Source organism: Ruegeria sp., assembly GCF_965221235.1.
In the GTDB taxonomy this organism is placed as follows: Bacteria; Pseudomonadota; Alphaproteobacteria; order Rhodobacterales; family Rhodobacteraceae; genus Ruegeria.
This window is the reverse complement of record NZ_CBDCRS010000004.1, coordinates 351014-363964: the sequence shown is the minus strand read 5'-3', so window position 1 is coordinate 363964 and position 12951 is coordinate 351014. Positions and strand designations below refer to the sequence as shown.

Below are 12951 nucleotides of genomic sequence, written 5' to 3'. Positions count from 1 at the left end.
TGCTGCTTACCCGCCCATTTCAACTATTACGGCGCCGAGTGCAATCAATGCCATCAGCGCGATCCGTCTGGGGCCGACAGTTTCTTTTAGCACCAGCCAGCCGATGAGGGCGGCAAAAACGGTTGAGGTTTCGCGGAGCACGGCAGCCTCACCTACTTTGTCGAGACGTGTGGCCAGCATGATTGACCCAAAAGAAAGCGGGGCGATCAGGCCGCCCGCCATGCCTCGGAGCATCAGTGGCCCAAGCGCCGGGCGATTGATCATCGCGCGCCATCTGAGGAAAGCGTAGAAGGGCATCGCCGCCCCGTCGATCATGAAAAACCACGCCAGAAAGGTGAACGGATCGGCAGTGGCGCGAATGCCATAGGCGTCATAGGTGGTATACAGCGCCACGAACAGGCCGGTGGCTATGGCTAAAACCAACGCGATGCCCAGCGTCTCCCGATTGGTTTCTAGAAACCTAAAGTTATAGGCAGCGAGGCCAAAGATCCCGGCCAGCAGGACCGCGACGCCAAACCATTGCGTGCTGGTAAACGTTTCCTGGAACAGGAAGTACGCGCCGATGACGGTGAACAATGGGCCAGTACCGCGAACCACTGGGTAGACGACGGTGTAAGAGCCCTTGGTATAGGCCATAGCCTGCAAGATTTTGTATGCGATGTGGATCAGCCACGCGATGGCAAAGATGGGCCACATGAAGGGTTCGGGCCACGGGACGACGAAGAACGCGAACGGGGCTGCCATCAGGCAGTAGCAGGCGTCTATAGCGCCGCGCGACAGCCAGGGATCGTGACGGCCCTTTTGCAAGGCCCCAAAGGCTGCGTGCAGGAAGGCGGCCATCAAAGCAAGCCCAAGGGCAAGCTGGTGGCCGGATTCGGTGCCTTCGAGTGAGATCAGCCAGTCGCTCAAATCTAGGCTTTCGCTTGGGTTGAAAGGCCGGGGCTCTGCCCCCGGACCCTCGGGATATTTATGGCCAGATGAAGGTTCGGATCAGGTTTGCAGGCCGGTCAAGGCAGCGGCGAATTCCTCAGGGTCGAAGGGCGCGAGGTCGTCGATTTGCTCTCCGACGCCGATGGCATGGATGGGCAGGCCGAACTTGTCGGCGAGCGCGACCAGCACGCCGCCTTTGGCCGTGCCGTCGAGTTTGGTCATCACAAGGCCCGAGACATCGGCGAGATTGCGGAAGGTTTCCACCTGACTCAACGCGTTCTGGCCTGTGGTGGCGTCGAGGACGAGCAGAGTGTTGTGAGGGGCGGTATCGTCGACCTTGCGGATGACGCGGACGATCTTGGCCAGTTCCTCCATCAGGTCGGCACGGTTTTGCAGGCGTCCCGCGGTGTCGATCATCAGCAGGTCAGCGCCCTCTTGCTGCGCCTTCGTGAGGGCGTCGAAGGCAAGGCTGGCGGGGTCCGACCCTTCTGGTGCGGTCAAAACAGGAACGCCTGCCCGGTCGCCCCAGACTTGCAACTGCTCGACGGCAGCGGCGCGGAAGGTGTCGCCGGCGGCGATGACTACTTTTTTCCCTGCCGCTTTGAACTGGCTTGCCAGCTTGCCGATCGTGGTGGTTTTGCCCGACCCGTTCACACCCACGACCAACACCACCTGCGGGCGTTTGGGGTAGATGGGCAGGGGTTTGGCAACCGGCTCCATCACGCGGGCGACCTCCTGTGCCAGCAGTTGTTTGATTTCCTGCGTCGAGAGTTTGCGGCCAAAGCGCCCCTCGGCCATATTTGAGGTGACGCGCAGAGCGGTGTCGACACCCATGTCCGAGGCGATCAGCAACTCTTCGAGCTGCTCCAGCATGTCGTCGTCCAGCGTGCGGCGGACAGCGGTTTTAGCTTCGCTGCGACCGAACAGACGACCCAGAACACCCTTGGAAGGCGCTGCCTCGGGCGGGGGCGGGGCAGGGGTCGGGTCGACGGGCGCGGGTTCAGGTACCTCGACCGGTTGCGGTGCTGGTGCAGGTTCCGGCACTTCGGGGACTGGTTGTGGGATTTCCGGGACCGGTTCAGGCTGCGGCTCAGGGTCCGGGATGATAGGATCCGGCGCGGTCGTTTCCTCTCCACCGTCCTCGACGATCGCCTCAAGCCCCTGTTCGAGGCGGGACGAGGATTTGAACAGCTTGTCCTTGAGCTTTGAGAAAAACGCCATTTTTGGTCTCCGCAGATGTTCCCCCCACCTAATGCGGATTTGCGGCAGTTGCAAAGGGTCCGGGAGGGTCAATCGGCTGGCTGGCCCGCGTACCCCGGTTTTCAGACGGAAAGGACCAAGGCGCGGTGAAACAGGGGGTCGCCTTAGGCAAATGGTGATTGGCCGGGACCAATCGCATCTGAGAGCCTGACCCAAAAGTCTCAGGAGTTCAAAAACCCCGACCTTGTGACCGGAATTTGGCCCCAACAGACACACGGAGGCAGCGAGAACTGATGCGGGGACACTCAAAATCGGCCCGAAATCAGGGTCTCGGGGACTTTTGGGTCAGGCTCTGACAGAATGCCCCTATGCTGAGATGTCTTGCGATTCTTCTGTGTCTGCCTGCCTATTCCGCATCGGCCCAAAACGCTTTGTCCGGGGCGGATTTTGATACGTATACGCGGGGCAAAACCCTGTATTACGGCTTTCAAGGGCAGGTCTATGGGGTTGAGCGGTATCTGTCCGGTCGCCGTGTCATCTGGTCATTTCTGGACGGCAATTGCAAAGAAGGCGTCTGGTACGAACAAGGTGAGCAGATTTGTTTCATTTATGAAGACAGGTTGGACCCGCAATGCTGGGTGTTCACCCGATCAGGAAACGGCTTGATCGCGCAGTTTGAAGGCGATCCAGAGCAGACGGAACTGTATGAGGCCGAAGATATCGACGAAGAGATGGTCTGCTATGGGCCGGATGTCGGGGTCTGACCTTTAGAAGAGCGACCCCTGATCCGGCGCATCCCTTTTGGACGTCTTCTTGTTGGCCGGTTTCGAGGCGGCTTGCCCGGTGGTCAGGATGCCGTCCGCAAACTCTATCTGAAGTGAGCTGTGTTTCGCAGCCTGTTCCTTTGTCGTTAGAACCTGATCATCAGCACGCACCACAGCGTAGCCACGCTGCAACGTGGCCTTGTAGCTAAGCGTTTCGCGCAGGCGGTCGGTGGCGTCCAGTTGCTGCCGCATCCGCTCCAGCCGCGTGGTCTGGGCCGTGTTCAAACGGTCTGCGAGGCGCGAAACTGTTTGGCGTTGCACCTCGATCTCGCGTTGGATGGGGCGCAGGGACAGGCGAGAGGACAGATTTCGGACGGATTCCTGTCGGCTTGTCACCAGATTGCGCAGAGTCGAAGGGCGCAAATGGGCCGACAGTTTGGCCACTTGCAGATGGCGGTTTTGCACGCCGCGTTCCAGCGCTGGGGTCAGGCGATCTGCAATCAAATCAAGCCGTTGTCGCGGTGTGTTCAACAAGCTGTCTGGGCGCGGCAAGGCACGGGACAGGTCGCGCAGACGCTGTGACCTCCGTTGAACCGCATCCGTTGCGGCGCGGGACAGGCGCGCGCCTTGCTCGCCGGTCCATGCCAGCAACTCCATCCGCACCGGGACTGCCAGTTCGGCAGCCGCAGTCGGTGTGGGCGCGCGTTGGTCCGAGACAAAGTCGATCAACGTGGTGTCGGTTTCGTGCCCCACGGCTGAGATCAGCGGGATGTCCGATTCCGCGGCGGCGCGCGCCACGATTTCTTCGTTGAAGCCCCACAGGTCTTCGATAGATCCACCGCCTCGGGCAACGATGATCAGGTCGGGGCGAGGGAGGGCGCCTCCGGGTGTCAGTTGGTTAAAGCCCTTGATCGCGTTTGCGACTTCGGGCGCGCAATTCGATCCCTGTACGGCAACCGGCCAGATCAACACCTTGCGCGGGAAGCGATCGCGCAGGCGGTGCAGAATATCGCGGATCACCGCGCCCGACGGGGACGTCGCAACGCCGATGATCTGCGGCAGGTAGGGCAGCGGTTTCTTTCGTTCGGGTGCGAACAGCCCTTCAGCTTCAAGCTGTTTCTTGCGCTTTTCCAGCAGGGCCATCAGCGCGCCTTGCCCGGCGACGGCAACCTCATCGACGTTCAGATTGTATTTCGACTGCGCACCGAATGCGGTCAGACGGCCGGTAACGACAACCTCAAGCCCTTCTTCCGGCACAACGGACAATCCCGAAATCTGACCTTTCCAGGTAGTGCAGGCCAGAACGTTCCGGTCGTCCTTGATGTCGTAATACAGATGACCCGAGCGCGCCTTGAACACGCGCCCGACCTCGCCACGCACACGGATTCGTCCGAATGTGCCTTCGAGCGTCCGCTTCACCTCGCCCGAGATGTCCGAGACGGTGTATTCAGGGGTGTTTTGACCGGGAATGGGGTCGTCTAGCAGGTCGGACATTTCAGCGCCTTGTGTCAAATGCCCGGCCAGCTTAGAACGCCCCGCAAGCGAGGCCAAGCAGATCGGAGTGCATTCATGAATATCCTCATTCTCGGCAGTGGTGGGCGGGAACACAGTCTGGCCTGGGCGGTATTGCAGAACCCCAAATGCGACCGGCTGATCGTGGCTCCGGGCAACGCCGGGATCGCGCAGATTGCGGACTGCGCCGCGCTGGATATCGAAAATGGGGGCGCCGTAGTCAGCTTTGCCGAGGAAAACGCGATTGATTTCGTGATTGTTGGCCCCGAGGCCCCGCTGGCCGCCGGAGTGGCGGACCGTCTGCGCGAGGCTGGGGTGCTGGTGTTCGGGCCGTCTGCGGAAGCCGCGCAGTTGGAAGCGTCAAAAAGTTTTACCAAAGAGATTTGCGATGCGTCCGGTGCGCCGACCGCAGCCTATGCGCGGTTCACCGAAGCAGAGTTGGCCAAAGCCTACATTCGTGAACACGGCGCACCGATTGTCGTCAAGGCCGATGGTCTGGCCGCCGGTAAGGGCGTGATCGTGGCGATGAACGAGCAAACCGCATTGGACGCCATCGACGATATGTTCGGTGGCGCATTTGGCGGAGCCGGGGCGGAAGTTGTTATCGAAGAGTTCATGGACGGCGAAGAGGCCTCGCTGTTCGTGCTGTGCGATGGTGAGAACATCCTGTCCGTCGGCACCGCGCAGGACCACAAGCGTGTGGGTGAGGGCGATACCGGTCTGAATACCGGCGGTATGGGCGCGTATTCGCCTGCTCCTGTTCTGAGCGCCGAAGTCGAAGCGCGCGCAATGGACGAGATCATCAAACCCACCGTGGCCGAGATGAAACGCCGTGGCATGCCGTTTCAGGGCGTTCTCTATGCTGGGCTGATGATCAAAGACGGCCAGCCGCGTCTGGTGGAATACAACGTACGCTTTGGCGATCCCGAGTGTCAGGTTCTGATGATGCGCTTGGGCGCGCAGGCGATGGACTTGATGCATGCCGCCGCCGAGGGGCGGCTGGGCGAGGCGCGTGTGAACTGGGCGGACGATCACGCGCTGACCGTGGTGATGGCTGCCAACGGTTACCCGGGCTCCTATGAGAAAGGAACCGTCATCAAAGGTCTGGAGGGATTGCCCGAAGATAGTTCGAACATGGTTTTCCACGCCGGGACCAAGGCTGCCGACGGGCAGATTGTGGCGTCAGGGGGACGTGTTCTGAACGTCACTGCGCGTGGTGAAACACTGCAAGAGGCACGGGATCGGGCCTATGCGGCGCTTGACGGGATCGACTGGCCGCACGGGTTCTTCCGTCGCGATATCGGCTGGCGGGCGCTCTGATCCAGAAGGCTCCCGCGCCCTGACGCCGCATCAAAGATGCGACGCCAAAGACCTTGGGCCGGGCAGCCCGCTGGCGCGGGCTGCGGTTGGCTCTACTTTGGGCAGGCTAATGCCCATTTCATTGCGGATGGGGTGTAGGTCATCAGGTCTTGTTGTTTCCAACCGTCGTCGTAGCTGACACTGACAATGCGGCTCCAGTCAGCGCTGACAACAACGATTTCTCGATCCCTTCCGCATTCACGAATACCGCCGGTGATGAAGTCATCGCCGATGCGGTGGTTTGTTAGTCCGGATAGGGTTGCGATCTCGGTCAACGTGCCGTTCTGAAAGCGCCAGATACGCAGGGTTTTGGCCAGATGAGGGCGGTCGATGTAAGCAATCTCGACAAAACCATCGCCATCTAGATCAGAGGCACCGACAGGGGCGAGCCAGCGAAAACGGGTGCCAATGTGTGGCGTGGCGGCAATTTTTTCTCCGCGCGCATCGTAGATCGCCAATTGAGCGCCGGTATGGACGCTGGTTTCAACGACGATCACTTCGAATCTACCGTCGAGATCTACATCGACGAGACGGGGTGCGATGTCTTCGAAAACGCGGTCAAGTGGTAACTTAATGGTTAGAACCGAGCGCTTGTAGAGAAGAGTCGTCGCTGGCCGCTGCGAGGCATTATCGACGTTGATTTCAAGTGCCCCGTATTCAGTGTCGTCCCCAAGAACACCATGGGCATACCGGATAGTCGGTTCGGTAAATCGCGCAGATGTTATGGTGTCTGCGACGCTGGCGTTGCTCCGGCCTGCCACAGGCTAAACGCCATCAGCGCGCCGCGTACCCGACGGTGCCAGAGGCGGTCGGGTAGGCGCGGCGCTTTGGAATGCATCAGATCTGCTTTTCGGGCATCTGCACGACGAGACCGTCCAGCTCATCCGTGACCTTAATCTGGCAGGTCAGGCGCGAGCGGGCAGGGTCGGGCTCAAAGGCAAAGTCCAGCATGTCCTCTTCCATGTCGTCTTTGGCCGGAACCTTCTCGACCCAGTCGGGGTGGAGGTAAACATGGCAGGTCGAGCAGGCGCAGGCGCCGCCGCAATCGGCTTCGATGCCGGGAATGTTGTTGTCACGGGCCCCTTCCATGACGGTCAGTCCGTTGGCGACTTCGACAGTATGTTCGGTACCGCCATGCTCGACATAGGTGATCTTTGCCATTGCGTGCGTCTTCCTTCTTCGATTGTCGGATTCTTCCTTAGTGGAGGCATTTAGGTCTTTCCACCCTCATTTGCGACTCCTCACGCCGCGTCTGGACTTTCTCTCTATATGTTCTATCTTTGTTCTCATGATCGTTGCCCCCATTCGACCCGCTTTGCAAAACAGAGACTGGCCGCGCCCGCCTTCCTGTCTGCCGGCCAACCGGCTGGACGATCCGCCCGAGGGCGCGCGCGTGACGGTGGCCGGGCTGGTGATCCTGCGGCAGAGGCCGGGAACGGCCAAGGGCGTAATCTTTGTGACGCTCGAGGATGAGACCGGCATCGTGAACGTGGTGGTCTGGCGCAAGATTTACGAGCAATTCCGCCGGGCCGTGATTTCAGGGCGTCTGTTGCGGGTGACGGGGCGGATGCAGCGGGCGCATTCGGTGACCCACGTGATCGCGGAAGAGATCGAGGATATCTCAACCATGCTGGACGTGCTGGTGCAGGGGCAGGGATAAGCCTCTAGCGGCAGACAGAACCGCTGCTGCGGCGTGCGGTATCAAAATGGAAATGCCCTTTGTGAAACCGATCCGCCTCGGGGCCGAGCACGGTGCCGAACAGGCCGCAGGCACCTGCGTGGAGCTCTCGCATAACCTCGTTTGAGTCTTCGTTGACCCAGCCATCAAGAACGGTGATCACGGTGCCATCCATCAATATGAAGGAGGAGATATCAAGCGCACGACCGCGGGCATGCTCCGAAATCCGCGCGCGCGGCTGATTGTTCTGGGTCTTGCACGCATAGTGACCCGCCAGACGCAATCCCTTAAGGCCGCCGCCCTGATCCGCAAAGGCCGGTTTGGCTGTGTTCTCAAGCCATGTTTTCAACGTAATGGCCGTTTCGCAATCCATCAGCGCCAGCTGGCTGAGAAACACGTCAGATACCATGCGAACGCTCACGGGCTCGGCGATGCCGCATCCCGGGTATTTCCCTTTCAAAGGCTTGCGGGTTTCGCCGATAATGGTCCAGTCGCCACACACCGCGCCACGCGTACGCATGCGTTCGCGCCCAATTTCGATCTGGTCAAACTTGCAGGGCCGCACCCGTGGCCTCGGGGATATTGTCAGGTCGCGGCCGGACGGGGTGCTGATGTCTTCGTCGTCAATGAGCACATCCAACTCAAGCGACGGCCCATACGCCACCAATTCGTGGGCCAGCGCGGGCTCTTCGCAATCCGGTGCGGCAGCTGCCACCCCGGTACATAGAACAAACAAAGGGGCCAATACTCGCATAAATCAACTCGTTCCCTAGAAGGCCCGGATGTTTGCAACCTACCTGATCCGGGCGCGCCACACGGGTCTTCGCAATGGTTTTTCCTGTTCAAAATCAGAGTATAGCAGGAAATGCCCGCCGCATGAACAAATTGCTCTGCGCCCGGCGGCCCTGATGTTCCAGCGCAAATCGGGGTGCCGCGCAACCGTGCGGTCAATTCTATACCGTCAAGATTTCGCCAAAGTTGAATGTATTCTGAGGATGTGATTCAAAGGTATTATTTTATGCAAAACAAATATTTGTACCGCATCTATCGTTTGCGGCCACGGTACACGACGCTTCTTGAAACGAGGGGCGAAAAGGATTCGAATTGAAGATTCTTCACTACAAGGATCTTCAGGATGTTCGGATTTCTCCTCACCCCTCTGATGACAACGCTAAGCCCACATTTTGATCTGAGCAAGACGCGATTGGAGACCCTGGCCATAATGCTGATTGGTCTGGCAAACGGTCGAACTGTGAACCTTGGTCATCTGGCGAGTCAGTTCCCCGGCAGCGCTCTTCATGCATCGAGTTATCGCCGCCTTCAGCGCTTCTTCCAGCATGTTCGATTGGATGGAGATGTGGTTGCGCGGTTGATTATCTGCCTGCTTGATCTGAAGGGTCCAAAGCTCCTTGCGCTGGACCGGACCAACTGGAAGTTGGGCAAGACCGATATCAACTTTCTGGTTCTGGCGATCGTGACACGCCGCTTCAAGGTGCCTCTGATGTGGTCGCTTCTGGGTAACAGCGGTAATAGCTCAACGCGGCAACGCAAGAAGTTGATCCGACGATATCTTCGAGTGTTCGGGGCATCTTCCATTGAGGCTCTGCTGGCAGACCGGGAGTTCATTGGGGATAAGTGGTTGGATTTTCTCGCTGAAAACAACGTTCCATTCGTCGTCCGCTTACGCGAAAACATGCACATCCACACCGAAGACGGACGCCGGTTCCAGTTGCGTTCGCTGCTGCGCAAACGCCGCAAGGGCCAATGGAAAGGCTGGCTGGGCGGCATGGCGCACACGCCCAAGAACCTATTTCGCTTTCAGGGGAAACGGATCAAAGGTGGCGAGTTGATTTGGGTCGCAACAAACATCGACGCCCCAAAAAACCCACTCAAACTCTATCGCAAAAGGTGGGGCATTGAATGCCTCTTCGCAGATGCCAAAACTCGTGGCTTCAATATCGAAGACACTCACATCACCGACCCGCACAAGCTTGCGACACTCCTTACGATCGTTGCGCTGGCCATGACCTGGGCATACCGATGCGCAAGTCAGGCGATGGGCCGACAGGGGATCCCGAAAAAAGCCCACAAGCGGCGGGCAACGTCATGGTTCAGGGTCGGGTTCGACGCGCTCCGACGTTGGATCTTATATAACCCGGAAAAGGCTCTTCAGGCCTGGCGACGAACCTGCCCAAAGCGGTCGCTTTCAAGCCCCAAAATGGAGCGCGTTTGGCCATGAGTCGTGTACCATGGTTTGCGGCGATTGATCTTTGCCAGTCTGATCCTCCTGTTCCTGCCCTGGGCAATTGGCCTGCACCTGTTCGGATCATCCACATTGCTTGAGGGGACGACGGCATTTGTCAGCGTCGCATTGAGCTGCGTCTTCGTTATTCTGGCGCTTGTTCTGATGTACCCGCGTGTCTGGTGGGAGACAGTCACCACCGCGCTGGTGTTCGGCGTGGTGCTGATGTTTATGCCAGTTCTGGAAATGGTGCCTGAATTGGCACCTGTTGAAAATCGCGAAAAGGTCTCGGTTTTCGTCATATTCGCAACGCTCTTCGGAGGGTTCTTCCTCTGGCTTGGCCTGAACTGGCTGCCCGGCATTTTGATGGAAATTCCATTGGGATTGCGCGAATGGAGGTCACGCGTCCATTATGACATGCCCGCAGATCAGGCGTTTCAGGTTCTGAAAACATCCCCGGACAGCGATGATGGGAAGTACAAAACCGGACCGGTTGGTAAGGATGGACTGTTTACGGTTTCTCTGAGCATAAACTCAGTGAATCCGGATACCTGGGACCCTGAGGCCGAAGATGTGCTGTACAAGTGCAAGATCGAACACGAAGGCCCGTCTCAACAGGTGACCTCAAACTTCTATATGATTGAGGACGAAGCGAATGTGGACGTTGAACGCCTGACCGTTCGGGCCTCTGGACAGGGTGCAGTTTGCGAGACGCAGGCGATCAGAAGCCGCCGAAACCTGTACGAAGACTTAGGCTTTTGGTTGCAGGATTATGGCGCAGATCATCTGTACGGTAGGTTGCTCATGTCAGAGGGGCGCCCTTCGGTCGCTTTGGTCGACTTGCCTTACGTCTCGCCGCTATTCGGGTTGGCACGGTTTTTTGAGCAATTCAACGATGACCCACCCAGCCCCAAGGGTGGGAAAGTCTAGGGGCACGCGACGGCAGTTTTATCGCTTGAACAAATTGCTCTGCGCCTGCTTGCCCCGGTTGTCTGACCGCAGTTCGGCATGCAGGGCGCGACCGGCCTGAACCGCGGGGCGGGCGCTGACCGTTTCCAGCCAGCGGGCAAAGTGGGGCTTGTCTTCCAGCGTTTGCTGCTGACCCTCCCAAAGGCTGGCCCAGCCCCAGATCGAGATGTCGGCGATCGAATAGAAATCTCCGGCGACAAATTCGTTTTCTGCCAGCCGCCGATCCAAAACGCCGTACAGGCGCGCCACTTCGGTGCGGTAGCGATCCTTGGGATAGGGCAGGTCCTGCGGAGGCTCCATAAAGGGCGCGTATTTCAGGAAGTGATGCGCCTGACCAGCCATCGGGCCAACGCCGCCCATCTGCCACATCAGCCATTCTTCGACTGCAATCCGGTCCCGCTCGGTCTGGCCATAGAACTGCCCGGTCTTGCGCGCCAGATACATAAGGATCGCGCCGCTTTCAAAGACCGAAACGGGCGCGCCGTCCGGCCCATCGGGGTCCACGATGGCAGGCATCCGGTTGTTGGGCGAGATATCAAGAAACGCGGGGTCGAACTGATCGCCCTTGCCAATATTGATCAGATGGGTCGTGTAGGGCAGCCCCATCTCTTCCAGCGCGATAGAGGCCTTCCAGCCGTTTGGCGTGGGCCAGAAATACAGGTCGATCATGATGTCTCCTCAGGTTGAAAGGATCATGAGGGTTTCTGTGCAAACGGCAAGAGGGCTTGCGGACGGGGCAGGGCAAATAGCCGTGACCATCCGCGCGGCGTGATTACAGAACCGTGACGATGCATCAGTTGGGGTTGACGTGTGCGATGGTGCGGCGTAAGGCCAACCCTACTACGTGGCGATTTGTTACCGGATTGCGGGCCACGCTAAACACATCCGCTAAAAGGTCAGGATGAAAGGCCCCTTTCGCTTGACCGCGTCTGGGGTTTTTTTGATGCCCTTGCCAGACAAGGGTCGAGAGGAATGACATGAGCGAGAGCTGGAACAAACGCACCCAAGCCGTCCATGGCGGCATCCGTCGCAGCCAATATAACGAGGTCAGCGAGGCAATCTACCTGACCCAGGGCTTTGTCTACGAAAACGCCGAACAGGCCGAGGCGCGCTTTTTGGAATGCGGCCCGGATGAGTTCATCTATGCCCGTTACGGCAACCCAACCGTGTCGATTTTTGAGCAGCGTATTGCAATGCTTGAAGGCGGTGAAGATGCGTTCGCCACGGCGTCAGGGATGGCAGCCGTCAATGGTGCGCTGACCTCGATGCTGAAGGCGGGCGATCATATCGTGTCAGCCAAGGCTCTGTTTGGGTCCTGCCTTTATATCGTCGAGAACATCCTAACCCGGTTCGGTGTCGAAGTGACCTTTGTCGACGGCACCGATCTGGAGCAATGGAAAGCCGCGATCCGTCCCGACACCAAGGCGGTGTTCTTTGAGTCCATGTCGAACCCGACGCTTGAGGTGATCGACATCTCAGCAGTTGCGAAACTGGCCCATGAGGTCGGGGCGCTGGTGGTCGTGGACAACGTCTTTTCCACCCCGGTCTTCTCGCGCGCGATCGAGCAGGGCGCCGATGTGGTGATCTATTCCGCGACCAAACATATTGACGGGCAGGGCCGCGCGCTGGGTGGTGTCATCATCGGCACGAAAGAGTTCATTCGCGGCACGGTCGAGCCATACATGAAACACACTGGCGGCGCGCTCAGCCCGTTTAGTGCGTGGATCATGCTGAAGGGTCTGGAAACGATGGCCCTGCGTGTGAATGCACAAGCCGAGTCCGCCCAAAAAATAGCTGAGGCTCTGGAAGGTCACGCCGCATTGGAGCGGACGCTGTATCCGGGCCTCAAGACACATGCTCAGAACGCATTGGTCCAGTCGCAGTTGGGCGGTAAGGGCGGCACGGTTCTGTCGCTGGATATCAAGGGCGGGAAAGAGGCGGCGTTTGCCTTCCTCAACGCGATGTCAATCCCGGTGATCTCGAACAATCTGGGCGATGCCAAATCGATTGCAACGCACCCGGCGACCACAACCCATCAGCGGCTGAGCGATGAGCAGAAAGACGAACTGGGGATCACCCCCGGCCTGATCCGTCTGTCCGTCGGTCTTGAAGACGCCGGTGACCTGCTTGCCGATATTAAGCACGCATTGGACGTTTCTCAGCGCTAATTTCGCCCTATATCCTGCTAATCCCGGGTGAATACTGCCCGAATGGGGCGTAAATACTGCGTGTCGTACGGAAATTCATCCGGGCTGTGTTTTGGTGCGTATACGGATAAACTGGAAAACGCGCCAAAG

The 12951-nt window shown here is 58.8% G+C and carries 13 protein-coding genes and 1 riboswitch; of the genes, 6 read left to right on the top strand and 7 right to left on the bottom strand.

Annotated elements, in window-relative coordinates:
- Positions 1-6: 6 nt before the first annotated feature.
- Together ACOQOY_RS04770 and ftsY are read right to left on the bottom strand one after the other, a co-directional pair.
- Entirely contained in the window at positions 7-909 is a 903-nt protein-coding gene (locus tag ACOQOY_RS04770) for an EamA family transporter (protein WP_420584339.1), read from the bottom strand.
- A gap of 81 nt (positions 910-990) precedes the next feature.
- A complete protein-coding gene (gene ftsY / locus ACOQOY_RS04765; protein WP_420584338.1) occupies positions 991-2151 on the bottom strand; it encodes a signal recognition particle-docking protein FtsY in 1161 nt (386 codons plus the stop codon).
- A 347-nt stretch (positions 2152-2498) separates the two neighbouring features.
- Here ftsY and ACOQOY_RS04760 point away from each other — a divergent pair, with 347 nt between their 5' ends.
- Positions 2499-2894, top strand: a complete 396-nt coding sequence (locus tag ACOQOY_RS04760; RefSeq protein ID WP_420584337.1) for a hypothetical protein — start codon at positions 2499-2501, stop codon at positions 2892-2894.
- 3 nt (positions 2895-2897) lie between these two features.
- Here the strand turns inward: ACOQOY_RS04760 and xseA are convergent, their stop codons facing one another.
- On the bottom strand, positions 2898-4388 hold the full coding sequence (xseA, locus tag ACOQOY_RS04755; protein ID WP_420584336.1) for an exodeoxyribonuclease VII large subunit: 1491 nt from the start codon (positions 4386-4388) through the stop codon (positions 2898-2900).
- 75 nt (positions 4389-4463) lie between these two features.
- Between xseA and purD the strand changes: the two genes are divergently transcribed.
- A complete protein-coding gene (gene purD / locus ACOQOY_RS04750; protein WP_420584335.1) occupies positions 4464-5726 on the top strand; it encodes a phosphoribosylamine--glycine ligase in 1263 nt (420 codons plus the stop codon).
- 92 nt (positions 5727-5818) lie between these two features.
- On the opposite strand, the gene ACOQOY_RS04745 is transcribed toward purD, so the two are convergent.
- Complete coding sequence (locus ACOQOY_RS04745) at positions 5819-6526, bottom strand: FG-GAP repeat domain-containing protein (protein WP_420584334.1); 708 nt, start codon at positions 6524-6526, stop codon at positions 5819-5821.
- 76 nt (positions 6527-6602) lie between these two features.
- Positions 6603-6926, bottom strand: coding sequence for a 2Fe-2S iron-sulfur cluster-binding protein (locus ACOQOY_RS04740; RefSeq protein WP_420584333.1), 324 nt, complete (start codon positions 6924-6926; stop codon positions 6603-6605).
- A gap of 127 nt (positions 6927-7053) precedes the next feature.
- Between ACOQOY_RS04740 and ACOQOY_RS04735 the strand changes: the two genes are divergently transcribed.
- Entirely contained in the window at positions 7054-7425 is a 372-nt protein-coding gene (locus ACOQOY_RS04735; RefSeq protein ID WP_420584332.1) for an OB-fold nucleic acid binding domain-containing protein, read from the top strand.
- 4 nt (positions 7426-7429) lie between these two features.
- On the opposite strand, the gene ACOQOY_RS04730 is transcribed toward ACOQOY_RS04735, so the two are convergent.
- Positions 7430-8197: an extensin family protein gene (locus tag ACOQOY_RS04730; protein WP_420584331.1), complete on the bottom strand. Its 768-nt coding sequence runs from the start codon at positions 8195-8197 to the stop codon at positions 7430-7432.
- Between the two features lie 381 nt (positions 8198-8578).
- Here ACOQOY_RS04730 and ACOQOY_RS04725 point away from each other — a divergent pair, with 381 nt between their 5' ends.
- Positions 8579-9682, top strand: coding sequence for an IS4 family transposase (locus tag ACOQOY_RS04725; RefSeq protein WP_420583443.1), 1104 nt, complete (start codon positions 8579-8581; stop codon positions 9680-9682).
- A gap of 3 nt (positions 9683-9685) precedes the next feature.
- Positions 9686-10615, top strand: a complete 930-nt coding sequence (locus ACOQOY_RS04720) for a hypothetical protein (RefSeq protein ID WP_420584330.1) — start codon at positions 9686-9688, stop codon at positions 10613-10615.
- An 18-nt stretch (positions 10616-10633) separates the two neighbouring features.
- Here ACOQOY_RS04720 and ACOQOY_RS04715 read toward each other — a convergent pair whose 3' ends face one another.
- On the bottom strand, positions 10634-11323 hold the full coding sequence (locus tag ACOQOY_RS04715; protein WP_420584329.1) for a glutathione S-transferase N-terminal domain-containing protein: 690 nt from the start codon (positions 11321-11323) through the stop codon (positions 10634-10636).
- A gap of 165 nt (positions 11324-11488) precedes the next feature.
- Positions 11489-11566: riboswitch (SAM riboswitch) on the top strand.
- A gap of 65 nt (positions 11567-11631) precedes the next feature.
- Between ACOQOY_RS04715 and metZ the strand changes: the two genes are divergently transcribed.
- The gene (gene metZ / locus ACOQOY_RS04710) at positions 11632-12822 is read left to right on the top strand and encodes an O-succinylhomoserine sulfhydrylase (RefSeq protein WP_420584328.1); all 1191 of its coding nucleotides are present in this window, start codon (positions 11632-11634) and stop codon (positions 12820-12822) included.
- The last annotated feature ends 129 nt before the right edge of the window (positions 12823-12951 follow it).